The 26,285-nt window shown below is 70.9% G+C and carries 24 protein-coding genes; 10 read left to right on the forward strand and 14 right to left on the reverse strand.

Annotated elements, in window-relative coordinates; all coding sequences use genetic code 11:
* Nucleotides 1-62 precede the first annotated feature (62 nt).
* Nucleotides 63-740: a response regulator transcription factor gene (locus ITP53_RS06175; protein WP_195894315.1), complete on the reverse strand. Its 678-nt coding sequence runs from the start codon at nucleotides 738-740 to the stop codon at nucleotides 63-65.
* Nucleotides 741-833: 93 nt separating this feature from the next.
* On the opposite strand from ITP53_RS06175, the gene ITP53_RS06180 reads away from it, so the two are divergent.
* Nucleotides 834-1,253 carry a hypothetical protein gene (locus ITP53_RS06180; protein ID WP_195894316.1) on the forward strand — a complete coding sequence of 140 codons (420 nt, stop codon included), beginning with the start codon at nucleotides 834-836 and terminating at the stop codon, nucleotides 1,251-1,253.
* On the opposite strand, the gene ITP53_RS06185 is transcribed toward ITP53_RS06180, so the two are convergent.
* Nucleotides 1,244-1,843 carry a TetR/AcrR family transcriptional regulator gene (locus ITP53_RS06185; RefSeq protein WP_195894317.1) on the reverse strand — a complete coding sequence of 200 codons (600 nt, stop codon included), beginning with the start codon at nucleotides 1,841-1,843 and terminating at the stop codon, nucleotides 1,244-1,246. The genes ITP53_RS06180 and ITP53_RS06185 overlap by 10 nt on opposite strands.
* A gap of 65 nt (nucleotides 1,844-1,908) precedes the next feature.
* On the opposite strand from ITP53_RS06185, the gene ITP53_RS06190 reads away from it, so the two are divergent.
* Both ITP53_RS06190 and ITP53_RS06195 read left to right on the forward strand, forming a co-directional pair.
* The gene (locus ITP53_RS06190; protein ID WP_195894318.1) at nucleotides 1,909-2,736 is read left to right on the forward strand and encodes a class I SAM-dependent methyltransferase; all 828 of its coding nucleotides are present in this window, start codon (nucleotides 1,909-1,911) and stop codon (nucleotides 2,734-2,736) included.
* A 44-nt stretch (nucleotides 2,737-2,780) separates the two neighbouring features.
* On the forward strand, nucleotides 2,781-4,100 hold the full coding sequence (locus ITP53_RS06195) for an alpha/beta fold hydrolase (RefSeq protein ID WP_328814111.1): 1,320 nt from the start codon (nucleotides 2,781-2,783) through the stop codon (nucleotides 4,098-4,100).
* Nucleotides 4,101-4,157: 57 nt separating this feature from the next.
* On the opposite strand, the gene ITP53_RS06200 is transcribed toward ITP53_RS06195, so the two are convergent.
* From ITP53_RS06200 to aceB, 8 genes are read right to left on the reverse strand one after another with little or no spacing between them, the layout of a single operon-like run.
* Entirely contained in the window at nucleotides 4,158-6,059 is a 1,902-nt protein-coding gene (locus tag ITP53_RS06200) for a hypothetical protein (protein WP_195894319.1), read from the reverse strand.
* Between the two features lie 43 nt (nucleotides 6,060-6,102).
* On the reverse strand, nucleotides 6,103-6,315 hold the full coding sequence (locus ITP53_RS06205; RefSeq protein ID WP_195894320.1) for a DUF2277 domain-containing protein: 213 nt from the start codon (nucleotides 6,313-6,315) through the stop codon (nucleotides 6,103-6,105).
* 3 nt (nucleotides 6,316-6,318) lie between these two features.
* Nucleotides 6,319-7,059 (reverse strand): IclR family transcriptional regulator, encoded by a 741-nt coding sequence (locus tag ITP53_RS06210; RefSeq protein WP_195894321.1) that lies wholly within the window; start codon nucleotides 7,057-7,059, stop codon nucleotides 6,319-6,321.
* Nucleotides 7,060-7,078: 19 nt separating this feature from the next.
* Nucleotides 7,079-7,846 carry an IclR family transcriptional regulator gene (locus ITP53_RS06215; protein ID WP_195894322.1) on the reverse strand — a complete coding sequence of 256 codons (768 nt, stop codon included), beginning with the start codon at nucleotides 7,844-7,846 and terminating at the stop codon, nucleotides 7,079-7,081.
* Complete coding sequence (locus ITP53_RS06220; RefSeq protein WP_195894323.1) at nucleotides 7,843-9,048, reverse strand: (Fe-S)-binding protein; 1,206 nt, start codon at nucleotides 9,046-9,048, stop codon at nucleotides 7,843-7,845. Before ITP53_RS06220 ends, ITP53_RS06215 begins: the two co-directional genes overlap by 4 nt.
* Entirely contained in the window at nucleotides 9,048-10,232 is a 1,185-nt protein-coding gene (locus ITP53_RS06225) for an FAD-binding oxidoreductase (protein WP_195894324.1), read from the reverse strand. Before ITP53_RS06225 ends, ITP53_RS06220 begins: the two co-directional genes overlap by 1 nt.
* Nucleotides 10,232-11,671: an FAD-linked oxidase C-terminal domain-containing protein gene (locus tag ITP53_RS06230; RefSeq protein WP_195894325.1), complete on the reverse strand. Its 1,440-nt coding sequence runs from the start codon at nucleotides 11,669-11,671 to the stop codon at nucleotides 10,232-10,234. The genes ITP53_RS06225 and ITP53_RS06230 overlap by 1 nt, the downstream gene beginning before the upstream one ends.
* Before the next feature lie 21 nt (nucleotides 11,672-11,692).
* Nucleotides 11,693-13,270 carry a malate synthase A gene (gene aceB / locus ITP53_RS06235; protein ID WP_195894326.1) on the reverse strand — a complete coding sequence of 526 codons (1,578 nt, stop codon included), beginning with the start codon at nucleotides 13,268-13,270 and terminating at the stop codon, nucleotides 11,693-11,695.
* 161 nt (nucleotides 13,271-13,431) lie between these two features.
* Here aceB and ITP53_RS06240 point away from each other — a divergent pair, with 161 nt between their 5' ends.
* The 4 genes from ITP53_RS06240 to ITP53_RS60110 all read left to right on the forward strand — a co-directional run bounded on the left by ITP53_RS06240 (nucleotide 13,432) and on the right by ITP53_RS60110 (nucleotide 18,538).
* A complete protein-coding gene (locus ITP53_RS06240; RefSeq protein ID WP_195894327.1) occupies nucleotides 13,432-14,124 on the forward strand; it encodes a DUF4097 family beta strand repeat-containing protein in 693 nt (230 codons plus the stop codon).
* Between the two features lie 83 nt (nucleotides 14,125-14,207).
* The gene (gene hflX, locus ITP53_RS06245) at nucleotides 14,208-15,620 is read left to right on the forward strand and encodes a GTPase HflX (RefSeq protein ID WP_195894328.1); all 1,413 of its coding nucleotides are present in this window, start codon (nucleotides 14,208-14,210) and stop codon (nucleotides 15,618-15,620) included.
* Nucleotides 15,621-16,093: 473 nt separating this feature from the next.
* Nucleotides 16,094-17,302 (forward strand): imidazolonepropionase, encoded by a 1,209-nt coding sequence (hutI, locus tag ITP53_RS06250; protein WP_195894329.1) that lies wholly within the window; start codon nucleotides 16,094-16,096, stop codon nucleotides 17,300-17,302.
* A gap of 288 nt (nucleotides 17,303-17,590) precedes the next feature.
* The gene (locus tag ITP53_RS60110) at nucleotides 17,591-18,538 is read left to right on the forward strand and encodes a helix-hairpin-helix domain-containing protein (RefSeq protein WP_328814118.1); all 948 of its coding nucleotides are present in this window, start codon (nucleotides 17,591-17,593) and stop codon (nucleotides 18,536-18,538) included.
* A 216-nt stretch (nucleotides 18,539-18,754) separates the two neighbouring features.
* On the opposite strand, the gene ITP53_RS06260 is transcribed toward ITP53_RS60110, so the two are convergent.
* Nucleotides 18,755-18,943, reverse strand: coding sequence for a hypothetical protein (locus tag ITP53_RS06260; protein WP_195894361.1), 189 nt, complete (start codon nucleotides 18,941-18,943; stop codon nucleotides 18,755-18,757).
* Between ITP53_RS06260 and ITP53_RS06265 the strand changes: the two genes are divergently transcribed.
* Entirely contained in the window at nucleotides 18,933-21,134 is a 2,202-nt protein-coding gene (locus tag ITP53_RS06265; protein WP_328814120.1) for a ComEC/Rec2 family competence protein, read from the forward strand. The two genes, ITP53_RS06260 and ITP53_RS06265, sit on opposite strands and share 11 nt — an antisense overlap.
* A gap of 127 nt (nucleotides 21,135-21,261) precedes the next feature.
* On the opposite strand, the gene ITP53_RS06270 is transcribed toward ITP53_RS06265, so the two are convergent.
* Nucleotides 21,262-21,849, reverse strand: a complete 588-nt coding sequence (locus tag ITP53_RS06270) for a helix-turn-helix domain-containing protein (protein WP_195894331.1) — start codon at nucleotides 21,847-21,849, stop codon at nucleotides 21,262-21,264.
* 51 nt (nucleotides 21,850-21,900) lie between these two features.
* On the opposite strand from ITP53_RS06270, the gene ITP53_RS06275 reads away from it, so the two are divergent.
* Nucleotides 21,901-22,827, forward strand: a complete 927-nt coding sequence (locus ITP53_RS06275; protein ID WP_195894332.1) for an ornithine cyclodeaminase family protein — start codon at nucleotides 21,901-21,903, stop codon at nucleotides 22,825-22,827.
* Nucleotides 22,824-23,942: an aminotransferase gene (locus ITP53_RS06280; RefSeq protein WP_195894333.1), complete on the forward strand. Its 1,119-nt coding sequence runs from the start codon at nucleotides 22,824-22,826 to the stop codon at nucleotides 23,940-23,942. Before ITP53_RS06275 ends, ITP53_RS06280 begins: the two co-directional genes overlap by 4 nt.
* A gap of 13 nt (nucleotides 23,943-23,955) precedes the next feature.
* Here ITP53_RS06280 and ITP53_RS06285 read toward each other — a convergent pair whose 3' ends face one another.
* Both ITP53_RS06285 and ITP53_RS06290 read right to left on the reverse strand, forming a co-directional pair.
* Nucleotides 23,956-25,239, reverse strand: coding sequence for a M20/M25/M40 family metallo-hydrolase (locus tag ITP53_RS06285; RefSeq protein WP_195894334.1), 1,284 nt, complete (start codon nucleotides 25,237-25,239; stop codon nucleotides 23,956-23,958).
* Nucleotides 25,236-26,231, reverse strand: coding sequence for an Lrp/AsnC family transcriptional regulator (locus tag ITP53_RS06290; protein ID WP_195894335.1), 996 nt, complete (start codon nucleotides 26,229-26,231; stop codon nucleotides 25,236-25,238). Before ITP53_RS06290 ends, ITP53_RS06285 begins: the two co-directional genes overlap by 4 nt.
* Between the last annotated feature and the right edge of the window lie 54 nt (nucleotides 26,232-26,285).

The raw sequence follows: 26,285 nt of genomic DNA on the forward strand, positions 1-26,285 counted from the left end.
CGGCCTCAGCGGCCCAGTGGCCTCAACCGGGTCCCACGGCAGGTCCCGTGCCAACGTGAGAGTCATGACGGCTCGACCAGCTTGACGCCGACGCCGCGCACCGTGTGCAGGTAACGCGGCTCGGACGCCGTCTCGCCCAGTTTCCTGCGCAGCCACGACAGATGCACGTCCACGGTCTTGTCCGCCCCGCCGTACGGCAACTGCCACACCTCGGTCAGCAACTCCCGCTTGGTGACCACCTCACCGGGCCGCGCGGCGAGATAGTGCAGCACGTCGAACTCGCGCGGCGTCAGATCCAGCGCCGCCCCGTCGAGCGTGGCGGTACGCGCCCGCGGATCCACCCGCAGCGCACCCACCGCCAGCGGCTCCGGCGCCGACCCGCCCGCGCGCCGCAACACCGCCCGCACCCGCGCGTCGAGCTGCGCCGCGCTGTACGGCTTGACCACATAGTCGTCGGCCCCCGCATCCAGCACCGGAACCATCTCGGCGTCCCCGTCGCGGGCCGTCGCCACGATCACCGGCACCCGGCTGACCGCCCGCAACATCCGCAGCAGCTCAACCCCGTCGAGATCGGGCAACCCCAGATCGAGCACGATCAGATCAGGACGATCCTGTACGGCCAGCCGCAGCCCGTCCAGCGCCGTCGGGGAGGAGGAGACGGCGTGACCCAGCTCCCGCAACCCGCGGCTGAGCGCCGTGCGAATCGCCACGTCGTCCTCGATGAGGAGAATGTCAGCCATATGAAGGAACGTAGACGCTTCCTGGTCATGCGTGAGGCGGCGTTAGCGTCGCCTTAACCTGGCCTTAGTCGTACATGGGGGAAGCTCGCTGGGATGAAGAGACTCGTGCTGGCCTGGGCCGTCACCGCGGTCGCCGCCACCGGCGTGGCCGTGGCGGTGCTCGGGCTGCTCGGCACCGGCCTCACCGGCGGCTCCAGCCACGTGCTCAGTCAGGCGGAGGTACGCGCGGCCCTGGCCACGGTCACTCCGCGCACGGTCACCGCGCCGAGCGGCACCCCTTCGCAGGCGCCCCAGGGGAAGTTGATCCGCAGCGCGGGCGGCACCGTGATCGCCTCCTGCGACGGCGACCAGATCACGCTGCGCTCGTGGAGCCCCGCCCAGGACTACTCGGTGGACCACGTGGAGCCGGGGCCTGGCCATGAGGCCAAGGTCGAGTTCGAGCTCGACGATGGGGAAGAGGTCGAACTCGAAATCACCTGCGCGGGCGGCCAGCCGGTCACCCGTCAGGACTGAGCCGTCACGACGCCGGCGATGACCGTGGTCACCATCTTGTGGACGGCGGCGGTGTCCGGTGGGGGGACTTCGCGGTCGGCGAACTGCAGGTGGCCGGCGCCGATCAGGGTGGGGGCGAGGGTGTTGATGTCGGCGTCCGGTGCGATGCGGCCCAGGTCGCGTTCCGCGGTGAGGTAGGAGGCGATCATGGCCGCCGCCTCCGTCGCCAGCGGGATGCCGCCGCCCGGTCTGGCCTGGCGCAGCCGGGCGCGCAGGTCGTCACGGAAGGTGATGAGGGCGACGATCGCCACCGCGACCGACTGGAACAAGGTCATCAGCGCATCGGTGAGGTTGCCGGCCACGGTGCCGGTGCCGGCGGACTCCCGCAGGGCGGCGGCCTGGGCTTCCATCCGGGCGATGCGGTCGAGCACGAGTTCGGCGAGGAAGGCGTCGAAGTCGTCGAAGTGCCGGTGCAGGACGCCCTTGGCGACGCCCGCCTCGGTAGTGACCGCCCGGCTGGTCAGCGCGTGCGGCCCGTCCCTGAGCAGGACGCGTTCTGCGGCGTCGAACAACTGCTCGCGTACGTCGCGGATGGCCACGCCTGTCGGCACCGTGCATACCTGCCTTCGCTCGCCAGGCCCTTGCTGAGTGGGCGCATGCCCACTAAGGTGGGCGCATGCCCACTATAGCGTCTTCCGAGAACGAGCCTCATCAGCACCGGCAGATGGCGGAGTCGTTCGGCGTGGACGCCGAACGCTACGACCGGACCCGCCCGCGCTACCCCGACGCCATGGTGGATCGGATCGTCGCCGCCAGCCCAGGACCCGACGTTCTCGACGTCGGCTGCGGCACCGGGATAGCGGCCAGGCAGTTCCAGGCGGCCGGCTGTGCGGTGCTGGGTGTCGAGCCCGACGCGCGGATGGCCGACTTCGCCCGGCGCGGCGGACTCGAGGCCGAGGTGGCGACGATCGAGGACTGGGATCCCGCCGGGCGGACGTTCGACGCGGTCATCGCCGGGCAGGCCTGGCACTGGGTGGACCCCGTCGCCGGAGCGGCCAAGGCGGCGCGGGTGCTGCGCCCCGGCGGGCGGCTGGCGGTGTTCTGGAACGCGTTCGAGCTCCCGCCCGACATCGCGGAGGCCGGCGCCGCGGTCTTCAGCCGGGTGGTGCCCGACTCGCCGTTCAAGTTCCCGACGACGCAGAAGGAAGTTCTGGCCGGGAGCCAGATGATGTGTGCCAAGGCCGCCGACGGGATCCGGGAGGCGGGCGGGTTCGGCGAACCGGAGCAGTGGCGGTTCGACTGGGAGCGGCCCTATACCCGGGACGAGTGGCTGGACCAGCTGCCCACCTCCGGTGGCCTCACCAGGCTCCCGCCGGACAAGCTGGCGGAGGTGCTTGAGGGTGCCGGTGCTGCCGTCGACGCGGTGGGAGGCACCTTCACGATGCGTTACATCACGGTGGTGGTCACAGCGGCGATCACCGCGACGCGAACCGGTGCCGCCTGACCAGGACGTGGATAAGCGCAAGCTCGCGCCCATCCAGCACGGACGTGAGCTTGCCGTTGGTCCTGGAGCTGCGGCCCTGCCCGGCGAACACCCTCAACCACCCACCAAGGGATGCCCCGTTGCTGCGCATGACCGACCACACCTTCACCGTCCCGCTGGACCACGCCGACCCGGCGGGCGCCACCATCGAGGTGTTCGCCCGTGAGGTGGTCGCGCCGGACCAGGACGGAACGGACCTGCCCTGGCTGCTGTTCCTGCAGGGCGGCCCCGGCGGCAAATCGCCCCGGCCGCCGGTGGGCGCCGGGTGGCTGGGCCACGCGCTGAAGACTCATCGGGTGCTGTTGCTCGATCAGCGGGGCACCGGCCGCAGCACGCCGGTGACGGCCCGTACGGTGAACGGCATGGCACCGGCCTCGCTGGCGGCCTACCTGGAGCGCTTCCGGGCCGACAGCATCGCGGCGGACGCCGAGTTGATCCGCGGCGCGCTCACCGGCGGCCGGCCGTGGGACACGCTGGGGCAGAGCTATGGCGGCTTCGTCACCCTCGCCTACCTGTCACAGGCGCCGCAGGGCCTGCGCACCTGTTACGTGACCGGCGGCCTGCCCGGCCTGGGTACGACCGCCGACGACGTGTATGCCCGGACATATCCGTACATGATGGAAAGGAACGCCGCCTACTACCAGCGGTACCCGGGCGACGTGGCCGTGGTCCGCGGGCTGGCCGACCACCTGGACGCCCACGACGTACGACTCCCCGACGGCGACCGGCTGACCAGCCGGAGGCTGCGGCTGCTCGGCAACGCGTTCGGCATGAGCGACGGATTCGAGCGGGTGCACTGGATGCTGGAGGGGGCCTGGCACGGCGCCTCGCTCGCGGACGGCTTCCGCTACGAGGTCATGGCGATGACCGGCTTCGTCGACACCCCGATCTTCGCCTTGCAGGAGTACACCTTCGACCAGCCGGGCCGCGCGACCGGCTGGGCGGCGGAACGAGCCCTGGCACAGCATCCGGCCTTCGCCGCCGATGCCGACCCGCTGCTGTTCACGGGCGAGATGATGTACCGCTGGATGTTCGAGGAGATCAACGCGCTCCGGCCGTTCGCGGCCGCCGCCGACCTGCTCGCCGCCGCCGGCGACCGGCCACCCCTGTACGACCATGCCCGCCTCGCCGCCAACGAGGTACCGGTCATCGCCGCCGTCTATTCCGACGACACGTATGTCCCCGCTGACCTGCAACTACGCACCGCCGAGCAGGTGGGGAACACGCGTGTCTGGCTCACGGGCGAATACCAGCATGACGGCCTGCGGGTCTCGGACGGGCGGGTGCTGGCCCGGTTGATGGACATGGCCGCCGGCCGAGCCTGACACCCCGAGACATCGCGGCCGTCAGGCGCTGAACGTCGCCTGCTGGCGCCCAGAGCGTCAGGTTTCGGCGCTGAGCGCCGCCTTGGTGAGGTCGGCCTGTCGCCTGATCTGCCCCATGATGACCGGGTTCACCCCCTTGGCCGCGAAGGTGGCGACCATCTGGTCCATCACCGCGTTCGCCCGGTCCAGGTCCCCCTGCCGCGCCTCGGCCCTGGCCAGCCGCCGCATCACCATGTTCAGGGTGATGTTGTCGATGCTCGCCGCGCGGACGACGCGTACGAGCTGCTCGACCCCCTGCTTGGGGTCCGGCGGGCGGACCCGCAGCCGCTTGTCCGCCGTCAGCGCCTTGAACCCGCGCTCGGCGTTGAGCCCCTTGACCATCCGGGCGTAGACGGACAATGGGTGGCCGGAGTACCGGTCGATCATCTCGTCCAGCGCCGCGTTGCCCGCGCGCAGCGCCGGCGAGTCGGAGCCGAGCAGGGAGAACAGCTTGCCCTGCTCCTCGCCCAGCATCAGCTCGGCCACCCGGTGGTCGTCGCCGGTGACCGGGACACGCACCCTGACCAGGCAGGCGGGGGAGACGACGCGGGAGCCGTCGGCGGCGGCGTACTGGGCGCGGACCTGGTAGTCGCCGGGCTCTTGGAAGTAGTGGCCGTCGCGGCCGTGCCCGACGTACGCGCTGCGGTACATCGCCGGGTTGCCCGCGTCCAGCCGGATCTCCGGCGAGGCGTCCACGCAGTGCCGCATCATCGGCCGGTACAACACGGTCCTGCCGCCCGGCTGCGTGATCGACACCTGGGTGAACTCCGTGTCGGGATGCAGGTGCCCGTGCGTCGTACGAGCCCCGCCCGCGCAGGACAGCTTGAGCTCGACCACGACCGGCTCGCCCAGCTCGAACGACTCCTTGGCGCGCAACTCCAGCCGCAGCCCCGATGAGTCCTCGGCCGGCTGCTCGAACGGCTCGATCTCGGCCGCCCCGACGCCGAACGCGTTCGCGCCCATGACCACGTCACGGTGGAAGCCGTGCCGCAGGTGCACCAGCTCGGGGTCGGTGAACTGGAACGGGAACGCCGCCCAGTAGGCGGGCTCGCCGCCAGGGGAGTAGTTCTGTACGTAGTTCATCCAGGACAGGTCGCCGAAGCCGCCGTCGGGGCCGAGGGGCTGGGGCGGGGTGGCGAGGTTTTTCTGCCAGGAGTGCAGCAGGTTGAAGGCATGCCCCAACTCATGCACATAAGTCCGTAACTGCGCCCGCTGCGCCTCCGGCGTCGTTCCCTTGATGGCGTCGTAGAACACCGCCGAGCCCTGCCGCTGGTGGGCGTCGTTGTAGTCGAACATGATCCCCCGGTAGCCGCCCACGTGCTTGCTCGCCACCAGCAGCCACAACCGCCAGGCCGGCGCGTCCCCGAACGCGCTGAACTGCTGCGTCATCGCGTGATGCAGCTCCGCGTCGTCCCACGCCAGGTCCGCGCCCGACCCGTCCACCGGGATCACCCCCGGCTCGGTCAGGGTCACCTCGACGCCCGCCTCCGCGTACGCCGCCCGCACGTCCAGCTCCCTGGCCGCCGAGCCGCCGGGCCCCGGCAGCGACCCCGTGTGGTACGACACGAACGGCACCGTTCCCACCACGGAGTCCTGCTCCAGCGTCACACCGCGAAAATACGGCGAGACGAAGCCCACCCGGTAGGTACGCCCAGCCACCACGGCGGTCCCCGACCCGTCGGCGATCGTGACGCTCACGTCCGTCACCGCCGTCTCGGCCGTGAAGACCCCGCGCCCCAGGATCCGCGTCCCGTCGGCCCCGGCCCGCACGGACGGCGCCTCGACCACGAACGAGCCCATGTAGGAGGCGCCCGTGAACAGGTCGCCGCTCACCCGCCCGGTCGGCCGGGCCCCGTCGACGTCGACCCGGAGCGCCAGCCGCGAATCGCCGTCCTGTCCCTCGTACGAGCCGCTGATCATGGGAGGAGTCATACCCGGAGACTTCCCCCACCGGGGGTGCCTGTCAACGACCTCCGCGAACTTGCAATGCCCCGAGGAGCTCCTCCGACGCCCTGGTGATCGTCTCGACGGCCCGGTCGAACGCCTCCGCGTTGTGCGCGGCCGGCGCGCGGAACCCGGAGATCTTCCTGACGTACTGCAACGCGGCCGCGCGCACGTCGTCCTCGGTCACGCTCTCGGTGTACGGGGGCCGCAGCGTCTTGATGCTTCTACACATGTCCTAAAGGTAATAGCCGATGCGCCGGCTTATCTCCCGCGCGCCCTCGGCCAGCAGTTCGCCCACCTCGGGCAGCCGCTGCCGCGTCAGCCGGTAGGACGGCCCCGAGGCGCTCACCGCGGCCGTCACCGACCCGTCGTTGCCCCTGATCGGCGCGGCCACCGCGGTCAGCCCCACTTCCAGCTCCTCCACGGTGGTGGCCCAGCCGCGCTCCCTGATCTCGTCGAGCCCCAGCCCGGCCTCGGTCGTGATCGTCCGTGGCGTGTAGCGTTCCAGCTCCGCGGGCAGCGGCAGGGCGCCGAAGGCCAGCAGCACCTTGCCGCTGGAGGTGGCGTGCGCCGGGGTGCCCTGACCGACCCAGTTGTGCCCGCTGATCGCCGAGGGGCCGCGTACCTGGGTGATGTTGACCGCGTCGCCGGCCTGCGGCACCGCGACGTTGACGGTCTCGCCGATCTCCCCGGCCAGCCGCCTGCACACCTCGCTGCTCTCCCGCGCCAGATCGAGCTGGGCCGTGGCCGCGCCGGCCAGGCGCACCACGCCGAACCCGAGCCGGTAGCGCCCCCGATCACCGCTCTGTTCCACCAGCCGGCCCTGTTCCAGCGCCGCCAGCAGCCGGGAAGCTGTGGATTTGTGTACGTCGAGTTCGGTCGCTAGATCCGTCACCCGGGTCGCGCCCTCACGCGCGAGGATCTCCAGGATGGCAATGGCCCGATCTACTGACTGCACCGTGGCGCTGTTGCTCATACCGCAACAGCATACGTCGTTAGGTTTTCGACCCAGGAGCGTCGTCAGGTATCGGTGCCAGCTCGTTGCCGAAATCGAGGGCGATCTTACGCAGTCCCTCGGCCAGGTCGTCGCGGTCCAGCGCGTCGATCCGCTCGGCGGGACCCGACACCGACATCGCCGCCGTCACCCGCCGGCCGTCCCACACGGGCACGGCCAGGCAGTGCACCCCGAGCTCCTCCTCGCCCAGGTCCATGGCGTAACCGCGGCCCTTGACGAGGTCGAGCTCGGTGAGCATGGCCACCATGTCGGTGATCGTGTTGGGGGTGCGGCGGGGCATGCCGGTCCGTTCGAACACGGCCACCGCGTCGGCGGCCGGGCGATCGGCCAGCAGCACCTTGCCCACGGCCGTACTGTGCGGCAGCACCCGCCTGCCGACCTCGGCGAACATGCGCAGCCTGCGCGGCGAAGGCACCTGCGCCACGTAGACGACGAAGTCGCCTTCGAGCACGGCCAGGTTGGCGGTCTCGCCGGACAGCTCGACCATCTTGGTGAGGTACGGCTGCGCCCACACGCCCACCATGCTCTCCGCGATCCCGCCCAGGCGCACGAGACCGCCGCCCAGGGCGTAGCGCCGGTCGGATTCCTGGCGTACGTATCCGCGCGCGAGCAGGGTCCGCAGCAGCCGGTGGATGGTGCCGTACGGCAGCCCTGTCCTGGCCGCGATCTCCGACAGCCCGGCCCCGCCACCGTGCGCGGCCAGGGCTTCCAGCACGTCGAGTGCCCGCTCGACGGACTGGACGCTCACAACGGGACCCCGCGCAGCGAGGCGTCGAGCACCTCGGCGGTGTGCGCCACCCTGATGTCCGCGCCGGCCCGCCGCATGGCGGCGGCGATCTGCATGGTGCAGCCGGGGTTGGCCGAGACCAGCAGCTCCGCGCCGGTCGTGCCGACCTGCTTGGCCTTCCTGTCGCCGAGGTCGCGCGCGGCCTCGGGCTGCAGCAGGTTGTACGTGCCCGCCGACCCGCAGCAGATGGCCGACTCGGGGATCTCCCGCAGCTCCAGCTCGGGGATGCCGCTCAGCAGCGCGCGCGGCTGTGCGCGCACGCCCTGGGCGTGGGCCAGGTGGCAGGCGTCGTGGTAGGCGACGGTGACCGGCATGGGGTGCCGCGTGGCCACGGGACCGAGCTCGGCCAGGAACTCCGACAGGTCCTTCACCTTGAACCCGGGCTCGGCGCCGAGCAACTCGCCGTATTCCTTCATGGTGGAGCCGCAGCCGGCCGCGTTCACCACGACGGTGTCGACCCCGGCCTTCATGAACGCCCTGGCCGTGCGGCGGGCCAGCCGCCTGGCCTGGTCGTCGCGCCCGGAGTGCACGCTGAGCGCCCCGCAGCAGCCCTGCGAGCGCGGGATCACCACGTCACAGCCCTCCAGCGCGAGCACGCGGGCGGTGGCCGCGTTCACCTGCGGGAAGAACTCACCCTGCACGCAACCGGTGAGCATGCCCACCACGGCCCGGCGCTCGCCCCTGGCCCTGACGACGCGCGGCATCCGCGGCCGGTGCTCCACGCCCGGCGCCAGCGCGGCCATGGCGCCGAGACTCGGATGCACCCGGGTGAGGAACGGCGCCATCCGCCGGGCCAGCCACATCGTCGGCCGCAGCAGCCGCAGCCTGCGCGGGTAGGGGAACAGGCTGAACACGATGCCGCGTACGGCCCGCTCCCGCGGCTCGCGTACGTGCTCCCGCTCCACCACGACCCTGGTCTGCTCGATCAGCTTGTCGTACTGCACGCCGGACGGGCACGCCGTGACACAGGCCATGCAGCCCAGGCAGGCGTCGAGGTGCCCGGCCATCTCCGGGGTGATCGGAGTGCCCTCGACGTGCTGCTGCATCAGGTTGATCCGCCCGCGCGGCGAGTCCATTTCCTCGCCCCACAGGGCATAAGTCGGACATGTCGGCAGGCAGAACCCGCAGTGCACACAGTCGTTGATCAGTTTCGGATCGATCATCAGATCCCTCCCACGAACCGTCCGGGAGACATCCTGCGCCCGGGATCGAAGCGTTCCTTGACCCGCCGCATCAGCGGCAGCCCGCTCACCTGCCCCCACCGGTCGATGCTTTCGTACGGCGCGGACAGCACGCTCACCCGCCCGCCTGCGGCCTCCACCCGTTCGCGGAGCTCCGTCACGACGGCGGCCAGCTCGCTCTCGCCGGTCGCGTCCGAGTCCAGCAGCACCCGTCCTGAGACGGGTGAGCCGCGCAGCGCCATGCCGGTCGCGGCCGCCGCGTCGAGCACGGCCCGCGTCCCCGAGGCCGGGAACCGCAGCTCCACCAGCAAGTCGTCCCGCAGGATCAGCCCCCACCACGAGGGCCGCACGTCGCCGATGGTCCCGCCGCCGGTCAGCTCGCGCAACGCCTGCGCCCTGGGCTCGGCCGCCGACCCCTCGACCAGCGCGGCCAGCGTCACCGGCCCGCCGGGACCCGGCCAGTCCACCTCGACCGCGCTCGGCTCGGCCTGCGACGCGGCCAGCGCCGCCGCGATCCCGGGCACCTGGGCGCGATCGAGCTCCGTCGTCAGCCAGCGCCGCGCGGCCGGCAGCGGATGCAGCCGGAACGTGGCCTCCGCGATGACGCCGAGGGTGCCGTACGAGCCGGTGAAGAGCTTGCCGAGGTCGTAGCCCGCGACGTTCTTGACGACCTTGCCGCCCGACCTGGCGACGGTGCCGTCGGGCAGCACGACGGTGACGCCGATCAGCAGGTCCCGCGCGGCGCCGTAGCGGAACGCGCGCGGCCCGGGCAGCGCGGCGGCCAGGGTGCCGCCGACGGTCGTGTTCTCGGTGAACGGCACGTCGAGCGCCAGCTCCTGCCCCTTCTCCGCCAGCGCGGCCGCCAGGGCGTCCATCGTCACCCCGGCCTCGGCGCGTACCACGAGGTCGCCGGCCGCGTGCTCAAGGAGCGTGTTCATGCAGCACATGTCGAGCAGCACGTCGCAGCGCTCCGGCGGGCGGCCCCAGTGCAGCTTCGTACCGCCGCCCGCGGGAACGACCGCCAGGTCGTCCTCCGCGCACGCCCGCAGCACGGCCGCGACCTCCTCGACCGTCTCCGGCAGCGCCACCCAGCGGGGCTGCACCCCGCTCACGGCGTCGTCCGCGTCCGCCTGCCTGACCGTCACGCCCTGCCACGCCGGCGCCATCAGAACTGCTCCGCCTTCCCTGACTCGACCAGCGGGTGGACGCCCTTGCGCACGCCCGGCACCTCGCCGCACAGCCGCGGCGTGGGGAACACCTTGCCCGGGTTGGACAGGCCCCGGGGGTCGAACGCGCACCGGACGAGCTGCATGGTGTCCAGGTCGTCCGCGCCGAACATCCTCGTCATGTAACGCGACTTGTCCACCCCGACCCCGTGCTCGCCCGTGATCGAGCCGCCGTGTTCGATGCACAGGTCCAGGATCGCGCCGGAGACCACCTCGGCCCGCTCGCCCGCCCCCGGCTCGGCGTCGTCGAACAGCACCAGCGGGTGCAGGTTGCCGTCGCCCGCGTGGAAGACGTTCGCCACCCTGATGCCGTGCTCCGCGGAGAGCCGGTCGATGGCGGCCAGCACCGCGGGCAGCGAGGTGCGCGGCACGACGCCGTCCTGCACGATGTACGCGGGACTGATGCGCCCGACGGCCGCGAACGCCGACTTGCGCCCCTTCCAGATCGCCGCCCGCTCCGCCGCGTCGGCCGCCACCCGCAGCTCGAACGCGCTCGAGCAGATCTCTTCGAGCTGCGCGAACTGCCGCTCCACCTCCGCCGCCGGGCCGTCCAGCTCCACGATGAGCACGGCTCCCGCGCCCTCGGGGTAGGAGCAGGCCACCGCCGCCTCGGCCGCCTCGATGGACAGGGCGTCCATCATCTCGATCGCGGCCGGCACGATGCCCGCGCCGATGATCGCCGAGACTGCCTCGCCGCCCTGCTCGATGCTCTCGAACGCGGCCAGCACCGTGGTCACGGCCTCGGGCGCGCGGCTCAGGCGTACCGTGATCTTGGTGGCGATGCCCAGCGTGCCCTCCGAGCCGATGAACGCGCCCAGCAGGTCGTAACCCGGGTCCATGCGGTCGAGCGTGACCAGGTCGCCGTCCGGGGTGACGATCTCGCAGGCCTCGACGTGGTTGACGGTGAAGCCGTACTTGAGGCAGTGGGCGCCGCCGGAGTTCTCCGCGACGTTGCCGCCGATGGAGCAGACCTGCTGGCTGGAGGGGTCGGGCGCGTAGTAGTAGCCCTGGCCGCGTACCGCCTCGGTGATGGCCAGGTTGGTGACCCCCGGCTCCACCACGGCCCTGCGGCCGGGCAGGTCGATCTCCAGGATCGCGCGCATCTTGGCGGTGACGATGAGCACGCCGTCCTCGCGCGGCAGCGCGCCGCCCGACAGGCCCGTGCCCGAGCCCCTGGCGACGAAGGGCACGCCGAAGTCGTTGCAGAGGCGTACTACGCGGGCGACCTGCTCGGCCGTGTCGGGGAGCACGACCACGCCGGGGGTCGCCCGGTGGTAGGTGAGGCCGTCGCACTCGTACGTGCGCAGGCGTACCGGATCGGTGATCACCGAGTCATGGGGCAGCAGCGAGCGCAGAGCCGCTGTCAGCGTTTCTAGCACCGATCCCCCTTTGTGTGGTCGTTATGGCATTTGAGCATAGGCGGGCAGCGTGAGGAACTCGGCGAAATCATCGTCCAGCGCCACTTCCTTGAACAGTGCCGTCGCCTGCTCGAACAGCTTCTCGTCGTATCCCGGCTCGCCGGCGATCTTGTCCAGCTCCTCCGCGATGATCCGCTCCACCAGCTCCTTCGTCACCTGCGCGCCGGTGTCGGCGAGCGTGATGTCGTTGTGGATCCACTGCCAGACCTGCGAGCGCGAGATCTCGGCCGTGGCGGCGTCCTCCATGAGGTTGTGGATGGCCGCGGCGCCCTGCCCGCCCATCCAGGAGGCCAGGTAGCGCAGCCCGACGTCCACGTTGGCGCGCAGCCCGGCCTCGGTGATGTCGCCGGGCGTCTCGGAGACGGCCAGCAGCTCGGCGGCAGTCACGCTGACGTCCTCGCGCAGCCGGTCGAGCTGATTGGGTCGCGATCCGAGCACCCCGTCGAACACCTCGCGGCAGACCGGCACCAGGTCAGGGTGGGCCACCCAGGACCCGTCGAACCCGTCGCCCGACTCGCGCGTCTTGTCCGCCCGCACCTTCTCGAGCGCGACCGCGTTCACCTCGGGGTCGCGCCGCGACGGGATGAACGCCGCCATCCCGCCGATGGCGTGCGCGCCGCGCTTGTGACACGTACGCACCAGCAACTCGGTGTACGCCCGCATGAACGGCGCCGTCATCGTGACCGAGTTACGCTCAGGCAGCAGGAACTCGCGGCCCCTGGTGCGAAACTTCTTGATCACGCTGAACAGGTAGTCCCAGCGGCCCGCGTTGAGCCCCGCCGAGTGGTCGCGCAGCTCGTACAGGATCTCCTCCATCTCGAACGCCGCCGGGTACGTCTCGATGAGCACGGTCGCCCGGATGGTGCCGTAGGGGATGCCGAGGAGCTCCTGAGCCCTGGTGAACACGTCGTTCCAGAGCCGAGCCTCCAGGTAGGACTCGATCTTGGGCAGGTAGAAGTACGGGCCCTTGCCCTTGTCGATCTGCCGCTTGGCACAGTGGAAGAAGTAGAGCCCGAAGTCGAACAGCGCCCCCGTCACCGGCGCGCCGTCCACCGTGGCGTGCTTCTCGTCCAGGTGCCAGCCGCGCGGCCGCACCACGACCGTGGCCAGCTCCGCGTCGGGCCCGAGCGTGTAGGACTTGCCGCCTGCCTCGAAGTCGATCGTGCGGTCGAGCGCGTCGCGCAGGTTGATGTGGCCGCTCACGCAGTTTTCCCAGAGCGGGGAGTTGGCGTCCTCGAAGTCGGCCAGCCACACCCTGGCGCCGGAGTTGAGCGCGTTGATGGTCATCTTCTTGTCGACGGGACCGGTGATCTCGACCCGGCGGTCCTCCAGACCGGGCGCCGGGGGAGCGACCTGCCAGTCGGCCTGCCTGATCTGCTTGGTCTCGGGCAGGAAGTCCAGGGTGCCGCCGGCCGACAGCTCGGCCTGCCGCGTCTGGCGGGCCTTGAGCAGCTCCAGCCGCCTGGCGCCGAACTCGCGCTGGAGGGTCGCCACGAAATCGAGCGCCTCCGGCGTGAGTATCTCGTCGAACCGGTTGAGCATCGGGCCGGTGATCTCCATGGGACCCCTCTTCCTTTTCCGAGGTGTGGAAAACCAGTTCTGGATTATGGAATTCAACCTACTCTTGTGCTGGTTCAGGGGTCAAAGCTGGGGTTCCCCCAGGGGGTGTTCCGGGGCATCCCCGATACGTGCGCGGGCCCGGCGAGGAGAGGATCTGGGGCATGAAGAAAATCGCGATCGCGGGCGGGCTGCTGGCCTCCGCCGTGCTGCTCACCGGTTGCGGGCTCGCGCAGATCGCCGGCCCCTCCCACCAGGACACCGTCTCCTACCAGGTGACGGACAAGGTCGCCAAGCTGCGGGTGGACGGCCACGCGGGCGACACCGTGGTGACGGAGACCGACGGCACGGCCATCCGCGTCGTGGAGACCCTTCGCTGGCACGGCGACGACAAGCCCAAGGCGGAGCACAAGGTCGAGGGCGACGCGTTGATCGTGACGTACGACTGCCCGTCGGACTGGGGCAGCTGCGGCGTCGACTACAAGATAGAGATCCCCAAGGGGCTCCCCGTCGACCTCGACAGCGGCTCGGGCGACATCACGCTCAGGGACCTGACCGGGGACATCGAGGTGTTCGTCGGCTCCGGCGACGTGGACGCCGCCGGCCTGACGGGCAAGAAGGTGTCGGCCGAGGCCGGGTCGGGAAACGTGGAGCTCGTGTACACCTCCGCGCCCGACGACGCGAAGGTGGAGGTCGGGTCGGGTGACGTGGTGCTCAAGGTGCCCGACGTCGCCTATGACGTGTCGACCGACACGGGAGCCGGCGACGCGGAGGTCACCGTCAAGACCGACGGGTCGTCCCCGCACAAGATCTCCCTGGCCTCGGGATCCGGCGACCTCAGCGTGTTGCCTGGATAACCAGGTGTTGGCACGGGGGATGTCGTGCCACCATCGGGGAAGACACTGAGGTGTCCAGACGTTCCCTAATAGAGATGACACGTATGCACGAAAACACCGCGCTCGACGAGTTCGAGACCGGCGACATGGACCTCGAGGAGCGCCAGGCGCTGCGCCGCGTGGCGGGCCTTTCCACCGAACTCCAGGACGTCTCCGAAGTCGAGTACCGGCAGTTGCGGCTCGAGCGGGTCGTCCTGGTCGGCGTCTGGACCTCCGGCACGGCGGCCGACGCCGAGAACTCCCTGCTGGAGCTGAAGCTGCTGGCTGAGACGGCGGGCTCCCAGGTGCTCGACGGCCTGGTCCAGCGCCGGCAGAAGCCCGACCCGGCCACCTACATCGGCTCGGGCAAGGCCCTTGAGCTGCGCGACGTGGTCGAGTCGACCGGCGCGGACACCGTGATCTGCGACGGCGAGCTGGCTCCTGGCCAGCTCCGTCAGCTGGAGGAGACGGTCAAGGTCAAGGTGATCGACCGCACCGCGCTGATCCTCGACATCTTCGCCCAGCACGCCAAGAGCCGCGAGGGCAAGGCCCAGGTCGAGCTGGCGCAGCTCCAATACCTCCTGCCCCGCCTGCGCGGCTGGGGTGGCAACCTGTCCAGGCAGGTCGGCGGCCGGGCCGCCGGCGGCGTCGGCATCGGCGGCCGCGGCCCCGGTGAGACCAAGATCGAGCTGGACCGCCGCCGCATCCGCGAGCGGATGGCCAAACTGCGCCGCCAGATCGGCGGCATGTCCACCTCCCGCGACACCATGCGCTACCAGCGCCAGCGGCGCGAGGTCCCGGCCGTGGCCATCGCCGGCTACACCAACGCCGGCAAGTCCTCGCTGCTCAACCGCGTCACCGGTGCGGGCGTGCTGGTGGAGGACGCGCTGTTCGCCACCCTCGACCCGACCGTGCGCCGGGCGCGCACGCCGGAAGGCAGGCTGTTCACGATCGCCGACACCGTCGGGTTCGTCCGTCACCTTCCGCACCAGCTCGTGGAGGCGTTCCGCTCCACGCTGGAGGAGGTCGCGGACGCCGACCTGATCCTGCACGTGGTCGACGGCTCGCACCCCGATCCCGAGGGGCAGCTGGCGGCCGTGCGCGAGGTCTTCGCCGACATCGAGGGCGCCTCCGACGTACGCGAGATCGTGGTGATCAACAAGGCCGACATGGCCGACCAGGACGTGATCGACCGCATCACCCGGCGTGAGCAGGACACCATCGTGGTGTCCGCGCGGACCGGCAAGGGCGTTCCCGAGTTGATGGCGCTCATCGAGCGGGAGCTGCCGAGGCTGGATCACGAGGTCCACCTGCTGGTTCCGTACGATCGGGGCGACCTGATCTCGCGGGCGCACAAGGAGGCCGAAGTGATCTCCGTGGACCACGTCGAGGACGGCACGATCCTGCACGCCCGCGTGCTGCCCAGCCTGTTCCAGGAGCTGGAGCGGGCCGGCAAGCCGGTCGAACGCGTCTTCTGACCCACAGGTCGGACGCGCCTTCTGGCCCATACCGCCCAGATGGTTGGGCAGCTCTTGCTACAAAGCGCACAGAGCTGCCCAAAAGCGGCAGTGGTCGCCGAACCCTGGGATTGCTAGGATGGCCAGACCTAACGTTGGTCTGCTTTTTGGGTTCGGGTTCTGGTTTCGGATGATGACTCTTCGTGTCGAAGTCGTCAACGGGGGCCGTGGGGACGAGTTGGGGTTGCGTGACGCTTGGGATCGGTGGTCTTTCTTCCGAATAACCCTGTACAGCTGCCCGACATGTGAAATAACGTAACTGAACTGAAATCGCCGGATCATGATTCCGGCGATACGGTCACCGCACAACATATTGCGGATGAGAGCAGGAGACCCCCCATGTCGTCCGGACCCGGAGCGGACTCAGTGGGCGCGGCACAGGCCGTGCGCTGGGCGTTGTGCTCGCGTGGGGGCTCGTGCGGGGCGGTGATGCGGTGACCGTTCGACTCCTGACCAATATCGGGCGTCTCTGGACCGGCAACGAGGTCCTCAGCAACGCCGCCATCCTCGTGCACAACGACCGCATCGCGTGGGTCGGGCGAGCCCCCGACCTGCCGCAGAGCGTGCCCGGAGTCGTCGACGACATCGTCGACGTCGACCACGTCGAAAACCTCGGCGGCGCGCTCGTCACGCCCGGTCTCATCGACGCCCACACGCATCCCGTCTACGCCGGCAACCGCTACGCCGAGCTGGCCATCCGCACCGGCGGCTCCAGCGCCGCCTCGATCACCGCGGCGGGCGGCGGCGTGGGCTCCACCGTCACCGTGACCCGCGGCACCGACCCGTGGACGCTCTGCAACGGCGTGCGCGAGCGGCTGCGCGGCTGGCTGCTCAGCGGCACCACCACGGTCGAGGCCAAGACCGGCTACCACCTCACCCGCGACGGCGAGCTCGCCGACGTGCGGCTCCTGCGCGAGCTGGAGAAGGAGCCGATGATGCCGCGGGTGCACGTCACGTTCCTGGCCGCGCACGTGGTCCCGCCCGAATACTTCGGCCGCCAGCGCGAATACGTCGAGGCCGTGGGCGCCTGGTGCGGCGACGCGGCCGCGGCGGGCGCCGACAGCGTCGACGTCTACTGCGACGAGGGCCACTTCACCACCGAGGAATCCCGCTGGGTCCTCGCCTCCGGCCGCAACGTCGGCCTGCTGCCACGCATCCACGCCGGCCAGTACAGCCGCCGCGGGGCCGTCCAGCTGGCCGCAGAGCTCGGCTGCGCCTCCGCCGACGGCCTGCACCACATGTCCGACGAGGACATCGCCATCATGTCCCGCTACGGCGTGCCCGCCGTCGTCTGCCCCGCCACCGCGCTCCAGCGCGGCCACCTCCCGCCGGTCCGCCAGATGATCAAGCACGGCGTGCAGATCGCGCTCGGCAGCGACCACAACCCCGGCTACTGCGGCATCACCTCGATGGCGCTGGTGATCGCGATGGCGGTGTCGGCGTTCGGGATGAGCGTCAACGACGCGCTGCGCGCAGCCACGCTCGGCGGCGCGACCGTCCTCGGCGCCCCTGACCGCGGCGTGCTGGCGCCGGGCCGGCTGGCGGACATCGTGCAGTGGGACGCGGACCACGAGGGCGCCTTCGCCTGGTCCTTCGGCCTCAAGCCGCGCCGGGTGTGGCGGGGTGGGACGCCCGTCCAGTAGTTGATCTCGGGGCATGCCCTTGGTCGCGGTCGTCACGGATTCCAGCGCCTATCTGCCTCGGGTGGCGGGTGTCACGGTCGTACCGCTGTTTTGCGTGGCTCAAGGGGTCTTGATATGAGTTGAGCGGCCTTTGCGTGACCTCGCGTCTCCCCTGTCACGGCATCCGTGTACGGCCATGAGACGTCTCTCCGGCCCCTTATCCACATGACCAACGTGTGGCGCCTCGACTGTCCACAGAACGCCGCTCGGGCCCATTGCAGCGGTCCCTGAGGGCCTACCTTCGCTGGCGTGCGTACCCCTGACCCGACGGCAGAGCGCGCCATAGCCGAGTCCCGGCTACGGTCGATCATCGCCCCTGCCCGCCGACCCCCTCGGCACGCTCAGCGCGACGGTGAGCGTGGCGACGCCTGGGCAGGACACGCCGTCACCGCAGCCGCCTCCCCAGCAGGGCACGCCGTCACCGGATCCGCCTCCCGGGCAGAGCACGCCGTCACGGGAGCCGCCTCCCGCGCAGGACACACCGTCGCCGCAGCCGCCTCCAGGGCGGAAGGCTCCTGGACCGACGGATCCACGAACGCCGCCCAACCTTCCAGAAAAGTCCCCTCTGCCTCGGTGCCGCCCACCTTCCAGGCGTTCCGCGAAGCCGTCGCCACCCAGGCGCCGGCTCTTGACCCAGGCAGGCCGGGCCTGCGGGTGCTGCTCGCACTGGGCGCCCTCGCCATAGTCGTCGCGGCGTTCGTCGTCTGGCGATCCCAGCCCTCGCCGGAGCCGTTGCCACCCCCCACCCCGATCACACCGTCGACCCCGTCTCCCACCGCCAAGGTGACCGTCCACGTCGCCGGCAAGATCCGTAAGCCGGGCGTCTACCTGCTCCCGTCAGGCGCGCGGGTCACGGACGCGGTGACGGCGGCCGGAGGGGTGAGCCGGGGCACCTCCACCGGATCGCTCAACCTGGCCAGACGGCTGATCGACGGCGAGCAGATCGTGGTCGGCGCGGCCCAGGGCGCGGCAGCGCCCGGTTCACCCGTTACCGACCCGGCCGGCGCCGTTCTCGACCTCAATTCCGCCACGAACGACCAACTCGAAGAGCTTCCGGGTGTGGGGGAGGTCCTCGCGGCCCGCATCGCCGAATTCCGCGACAGTCACGGCGGATTCACCGCCGTGGAGCAACTCAGGGAAGTGAGCGGGATCGGCGATAAAAAGTTCGAAGAGATCAAGCCAAAGGTCCGCGTCTGACATGCCCAGCTCACGCCCAGGGGCACCCCGCAGGGAACGCATAACCCTGGACCCCAGCGAACGCGAACGCGCCTGGCCCCTCATCCTCCCAGCGGTAGCGGCCTGGACCTGCGCCCTGGCCCTGCTCGGCTGCTCCGCGCCCGTAGGCATGACCGTCGCTGCATCGACAGCCCTGACCGCCTCGGCCCTGGCATGGCACACCCGTTCCCGAACTCCTCAAACCGCTGGCCCATCATCGAGCCAGACCGTCTGGCGCTCGCCATTCAGCCAGGCAACGTGGCGCTGGCGGTTGCCGTTCGTGGGGCAGGTCGCGCGGCGCGCCGGGTCAGGAACATCGGGGCCGGCCGCCTCGCGTATGAGATCACCGTCGACCACCACCGCCTGGCGCAACATCGTGATTGCCACCCTCATCAGCGCGACGGCGGCATCGGCATCGGTCGCCTTCCGAGTTCAGGCACTCACCACGGGACCGGTATCCGAGCTGGCCGCGAAGGGCGCGTCCATCACCGCCGAGATCGCGCTGACAGACGACCCCAGACGCAGACCGAACGGAGGCGGCTATTTCAACCAGGAGAGCTACGTGATCCCGGCCACCCTCACAATCATCCAAACCCGTACCGGTCGGCAAGCGGTCAACGTGCCCATCACGGTTTTCTCCAACGGCCGGGTCTGGGGCACGCTCCTCCCCAGCCAGCACCTTCAAGTCACCGGCCGCCTGGCGCAACCGACCCCCGGCGAACTGGTAGCGGCCATTCTGCTGGTCCGGGGCCCACCACGAGTCCTGACGCCCCCATCCCAGCTCCAGACAGCAGCAGGCGCCCTCCGATCCGGCCTGCGAACCGCCGCCGACATCCTCCCCGCGGACCAACGTGGCCTCCTCCCGGGCCTGGTGGTCGGCGACGTCTCCCGCATGGATCCGCAGGTGGCATCCGACCTCAGGGAAGCCGGCCTGAACCACCTGACGGCGGTGAGCGGCGCGAATCTGGCGATTGTCGCAGGCGCGGCACTCGCCATCTCCCGCGTGGTGGGCCTGCCCCTCCCCGCGAGAGCGATCTTCGCCGCCATCGCGATGCTCGCGTTCGCCGTGGTGGCCCGCCCTTCCCCGAGCGTCCTGCGAGCCCTCCTCATGGGCCTGGTGGCCGCTGTCGCTCTCGGCACAGGCCGCGCGAGGGACGGTATGGCCGCTCTGTCCGCGACAGTTCTTCTGCTGGTTCTCTTCGCCCCCGAACTGGCCCGCTCGTACGGCTTCGCCCTGTCCGTCGCGGCCACCGCCGGCATCCTCACCCTGGCCCCACGCTGGCGCGACCGCCTCTCAACCCACAAAGCCACCGATCCCTCCACCACCTCCGGTAGGGAGCAGTCCGGCGGGATGCGGGGCTACCGGATGCCTCGATGGTTGGCCGAGGCGGTGGCTGTGCCGGCGGCGGCGCAGGTGGCCGTGACACCGGTTCTGGTGTTGATGTCGGCGCAGCTCACACCCGTGGCGGTGCTCGCCAACCTACTCGTGGCTCCAGCGGTGGCCCCCGCGACCCTCCTGGGCTTCACGGCCGCCCTGATCGCACCCCTGTGGCTGGATGGTGCGAAACTCCTGCTCATCCCGGCCGGCTATGCGGTCGGCTGGATCATCACGGTCGCCCGCTGGGCGGCGAACCTGCCCTTCGCCACCTTGCCATGGCCCAGCGGTCTCCTGGGGCTCGGCCTGCTCGCCGTCACGGTGGCCATCGCCGTTCTGATCCTGCGCCGCCGCGCGTGGCGGGCGATCACGCTGACGGTGGCCGGCGCCGCCTTGGTGGCGGTACTCGTGGTACGCCCCATCGCCGCGCCGTGGCCGCCCGAAGGCTGGCTGATGGTGATGTGCGACGTAGGCCAGGGCGACGGACTCATCATCGCGGCAGGCCCAGGCCGAGGCGTGGTGGTCGACACAGGACCGGATCCGGTCGCCATGGACAGATGCCTGCGCAGGGTGGGTGTCGATGACGTGCCGCTGCTCGTTCTCACTCACCCGCATGCCGATCACGTGGACGGCCTTCCGGGTGTTCTCAGGGATCGGCGCGTCGGCGCGGCGGTGGTCAGTCGGCAGCAGGCGGGCGTACGCACCTCGGCCAGCCTGGCGCAACGCCGGATCCCCGAATGGACGGTGGCGCCGGGGACCCGATGGCGGTTCGGCCCGTCGGAGGTGACCGTGCTCGCGCCCGACCCCACCCTGGGCGAGAGGCACGGGCAGGGCGAGGGCAGCGCGATCAACAACTCCAGCGTGGTGCTCCACGTACGCTGGCGTCCCGGCTCAGCCCTGCTCGGCGGGGACCTGGAAACGGAGGCCCAGGACGACCTGCTGCGCCGGATGGCCGTACGGGCGGACGTTCTCAAAACCCCGCACCACGGATCTAACAGGCAGTCCCCGGCCTTTCTGGGGTCCTTGGGCGCACGAGCGGCGTTGATCAGCGTGGGAGCCGACAACGACTACGGTCATCCGGCCCCGTCCACACTCGCTCTCCTGCGCCGACTCGGCGCCACCACCTACCGCACCGACCAGTCAGGTGACCTCGCCGTCGTGGAGAAGGACGGAGGGCTGGCAGTGGTTGCGCGCGGCCCGTAGCGCCGGAGGTTCGGGAGGCGTTCGCGCTCAGAGCCCTGTGGGAGCTCAGCCGCCTTCACGGCAGCACGATGCCTCGCTGACAGCTCGAGCCCGTGCGGATATGGCGTCATCGCGGGATCACATGGCTCTACGCCAGTCGCACGACGCGGACGAACCGTGTCGGCTTCCGGCCGGTGTTGACGTAGACGTAGCGTCGGTCGCTCGCCAGGCGTGCCGATCCGCCGGCCTTCACGTTTACCGGCCGCGTCCCTTCGACCTCCAGGGTGAGCGTGCCGTCGATGACGTAGAACAGCTCTTCGGAGCCCGCGGGGTCGGGTTGGGCGTCGTAGCGGTCGCCCGGCTGCAGCGTCCAGTCCCACAGCTCGGCGGCGGGGTGGTGCCGGGTGGCGACCTGCAGTGCCGCGCGGCTGCCTGCGGTGGAGGACCACACGCCGGCCGCGGCGCCGGGAGCGTTGACCACGATCGGGTCCGGCCGGCTGTCTCGGGTCAGCGAGGCGAAGTCCGTCCCGAAGGCGCGGGCGATCTTGTCCACGGTCACCAGGCTGGGGTTGGCCTGGCCCTGCTCGATGAGCGTGAGCATGCGGCGGCTCAGTCCCGTGGCGTCGGCGAGCTGCTGGACGGTCAGCCCGGCGCCCTTGCGACGTCGGCGTACCTCCTCGCCCAGCCGTGCGAGGAACTCGGCGGTCGGCCCGCTGGTGACGTCCTCGTCGGCCACGTCCGTCCTCCCTGGTTACCACCAACAGAAATGCGCACTATATTGCTCATTATGGGTATTCCAATGATAGTCGATGCGAGCGGTCCCGTACTGTCGGAGGCAGCCGTCCAGGCCCTGGTGCGTGAGGCGTTCGCACAGCTGGCGGCGGGCCGCGCGGTCCAGCCGCAGCAGGTCGTGACCGATCTGCCCGACGGCGGCGACGTGATCGCCTACCAGGCGGTCCTCGCCGACGCGGGGGTCTACGCCGTGAAGGTCTCCCCCTATCTCCCGCAGCCGCAGGGCAAGGCGATCGTCACGGCTTGGACGCTGCTGCTGTCGACCCGCACCGGGCAGCCGCTGCTGCTCGCGGACGCCGGCCGCCTCACCACCGAGCGCACCGCCGCCACCACCGCGCTGGCCATCGACCTGCTCTCGCGCTCTGACGCCCGCTCGCTGGCGGTCGTCGGCCTTGGTCCGGTCGGCCGCGCCCACCTGCGCCACGCCCGTGCGGTGCGCGCCTTCGACGACGTGCGCCTCTACTCGCGCACCGCTACTGAGGCAGACCTCGATGGCCTCGCCGGGCTCGGCGAGGTGAGGCTCGCCGGCACCGCGGACGAGGCCGCCGAGGGTGCCGACGTGGTGCTGCTGTGCACCTCGGCGGCTGCTCCCGTCATCGACGTGCGACGCCTGTCGCCCGGCACCCTGGTCACCTCGATCTCGACCAACGCGCCCATGGCGCACGAGATCGACCCAGCCGCCCTGCCCGATCTCGACGTGTACGCCGACCACGCGCCGGGCGCCTACGCCGCCGCCGGTGACATGCGCATCGCCACCGCCGAGCACGGCTTCACCCTCCAGGCCATCCGCGGCGACCTGGCCGGCCTCGTGTCCGGCTCGGCGCCCGCCCCCACCGGCGACAAACCGGTGTTCTTCCGCTCCGTCGGGCTCGGCATCGAGGATGCCGCCGTCGCCCTGGCCGTCCTGGAGACTCTGTCGTGAAGATCGCCCCGTTCGGCGTCGAGCAGTGGATGAACGAGTACGAGACCCGCTGCACCCACAACCTCGCCGAGACCTGCGTGGAGTCGCTCACCGTCGCCCAGCTGCTCGACCTGGCCGGTCACGGCGACTCGCTGCTGCGACAGTTGCTGCCCCTGAAGCTGACCTACGGCGCCATCGAGGGCAGCGACCGCCTGCGCTCGGCCGTCGCCGCCCTCTACGACCGTCAGGCCGCCGGCAACGTCATGATCGCCCACGGCGCCGTCGGCGCCAACCACCTCGTGCACCTGACGCTGGTGGAACCCGGTGACCGCGTGGTGTCGGTGCTGCCGACCTACCAGCAGCACTACTCGATCCCCGAGTCCATCGGCGCCGACGTGCGCCTCCTTCGCCTGCGCGAGGAGAACGCCTGGCTGCCCGACCTGGAGGAGCTGGCCGCGCTGGTCGACGGCGGCGCGAAACTCGTCGCCATCAACAATCCCAACAACCCGACCGGCTCACTGATGGACCGCGCCTTCCTGGAGCAGGTCGTGCGCATCTGCGACCACGCCGGCGCCTGGCTGCTGTGCGACGAGGTGTACCGCGGCATCGACCAGGCAGACCCAGGCACCACCGTCTCGGTGGCCGATCTGTACGAGCGCGGCATCAGCACCGGGTCGATGTCCAAGGCGTTCTCCCTGGCGGGCCTTCGCCTGGGCTGGGTCGTGGGCCCCACCCTGCTCATCCACGAGCTGAGCGTCCACCGCGACTACAACACCATCAGTGTCGGCATGGTGGACGACCTGCTCGCCTCTGTCGCGCTGGAAAGCGCCCCTGCCATCCTCGACCGCAACCGCGCACTCACCCGCGCCAACCTCGCCACGCTGTCCGACTGGGTTGAGGCCCAGCCCCAGATCAGCTGGGTCAAGCCTCAGGGCGGCACCACCGCGCTGCTGCGGCACGACATGCCCATGACCTCCCGCCAGCTGTGCGTCCGCCTGATCGAAGAGACCGGCGTCATGCTCACACCGGGCAGCGCCATGAGCATGGAGGGCTATCTGCGCATCGGCTACGCCAACAACCCGGCCGTGCTGGCGGACGGCCTGCCGCTCCTCGGAGGATTCCTCGACAACGCGTGACCGAGACAACCAGTCAGTACGTGGACAGCAGGTCGCGCAGCACCCGGGCTCCGAACCGCAGCGCCGACACCGGCACCCGCTCGTCCACGCCGTGGAACATGGCCGCGAAGTCGAGCTCCGGCGGCAGCCGCAGCGGGACGAAGCCGTAGCCCCGGATGCCCAGCCGGTCGAAGGTCCTGTTGTCGGTGCCCGCCGACAGGCTGTACGGCACCACCCGCGCCGCCGGGTCCTCGGCCCGCAGCGCCGCCAGCATGGCCTCGACCAGCGGCGTGTCGAAGGGCGCCTCGACGGCCTCCTCGACGTCGATGAACTCCCGCCGCACCGAGGGCCCGGCCAGCCGGTCGATCGTCTCCAGGAAGTCGTCGCGCAGCCCCGGCAGGAACCGGCCGTCCACCTCGGCGACGGCCAGTTCCGGCACCACGTTGGTGGCGTACCCGGCCTGGAACCTGGTCGGGTTGGCGACGTGCACCAGGCTCGCCCCGACGAAGCGGGCCACCGGCCCGAGCCGGGCCAGCACGGAGTCGAGGTCGTCCTCGTCGAAGGGAACGCCGCAGGCGTCGCAGATCTCGGCGAGCATGCGGCGGGTGGTCGGGGTCAGCCGCCGCGGCCACGGGTGGGAGCCGATCCTGGCGACCGCCGCGGCCAGCTCGGTCAGCGCGTTGTCGGGATGCAGCATGGAGGCGTGCCCGGCCCGCCCGCTGGCCGTCAGCCTGAGCCAGGCCAGCCCCTTCTGCGCCGTCTCGACGAGGTAGAGCCGCAGGCCGGGGGCCGGCTCGACCGAGTAGCCGCCGACCTCGCTGATCGACTCGGCGCAGCCTTCGAACAGCTCGGGCCGCTTGGTGACGAGGTGGCGGGCGCCGAGGTCGCCGCCGGTCTCCTCGTCGGCCAGCCAGGCGAAGACGAGGTCGCGGCGGGGCCGCAGCCCCGAGCGGACGACGGCCGCCATCATCGCGGCCATGTGCTTCATGTCCACCGCGCCTCGGCCCCACACGCAGTCGTCGGCGATCTCGCCGGAGAACGGCGGCACCGTCCACTCGCGCGGGTCGGCGGGCACCACGTCGAGGTGCCCGTGCACGAGCAGGCCGGGCAGCGAGGAGTCGCTCCCCGGCACGCGCAGCACGACGTTTCCGCGGCGCGGCGCCGTCTCGATGTAAAGGGGGTCGAGCCCGGCCTCGGTCAGCCAGGTCATGACCAGCTCGGCGGCCTCCCGCTCGCCCGGGCCCGGGTTGCTGGTGTCCACGCGGATGAGCTCGGCGCACATCCGCACGGCATCGTCCTCGTAGCGAGCCGGGGTCATACGGGCCTCCTGGTGAGACGGCCGTCCTTGAGCAGGTGGCCGCGCTTGTAGGCGTGTGTGATGAAGGACATGTCCACGTCGTTGACCTCGTCGAGCCCGCCGATGAACTTGGTGGCCAGCTCGTACAGGTCGCTCTCGTGCGTGAGGCACACCTCGACGAGCAGGTCGTGGGCCCCGGCGATGGCCGCGCAGTAGCGGACGCCAGGATGGCCGGCCAGCGCCCTGCCGACCTTGTCCATGCCGGCCGGCCGTACCTCCAGGCCGAGCTGGGCCTCGACCTGGAGGCCGAGCAGCGCGGGCTCGACCTCGGCCCGCAGGTGAACGAGGCGGCGTTCGAGCAGCCAGCCCACCTTGCGGGCGGCGGTCGGCACGGACGTGCCCAGCTCCTCGGCGATCTGGGTGTAGCTCATCCGGCCGTCGCGTACGAGCAGGTCGGCCACCGCCTGCTCGGCCGGCCCGAGCGCCACGTGAGCGGGCAACTCGGCCAGCGTCGGCACCGCGCACGCCCGCAGCGCCTCGACCTCGCCCGCGTCGAGCAGCGGCGCGTGCCAGTCGGCGACCGTGGTGAACGCGCGCAGCACCACCTCCGACTCGGTGGCCCGCACTCCCGGCATGCCGGGCAGCTCGCGGGTGAGGATCTCGTGCAGCCGCTGGAGCGGGTCGGGCCCGTAGACGATCAGCTCGCACCACACGTCGGTGGCCCCCGTCACGGCGAACACGCTCCGCACGTCGGCCCGCGCGGCCAGCGCCGCGGCGGTGTCGTCCACGCTGCCAGGGTCGGTGACCACGCGCAGGTGAACGGGTTTGCCGATACCAGAGCGGAGATCGTCGAGGATCGCGGTGATCCGGATCGCGCCGTCGGCGAGCAGCCGCTGCAACCGCCGCGACACCGTGCGCTCGTGCTCGCCCATCGCGCGGGCGAGGTCGCCCCACGACGCGCGGGGCGCCACCTGCAGCGCCGCGGCCAGGCGGCGATCAAGCTCATCCAACATGTCTGAATCTTATAGCCAACCTTCCGCTATGACGGTTTTGTTAAAGACTTCGGC

The sequence above is a fragment of the Nonomuraea cypriaca genome, assembly GCF_015645445.1.
In the GTDB taxonomy this organism is placed as follows: domain Bacteria; phylum Actinomycetota; class Actinomycetes; order Streptosporangiales; family Streptosporangiaceae; genus Nonomuraea; species Nonomuraea cypriaca.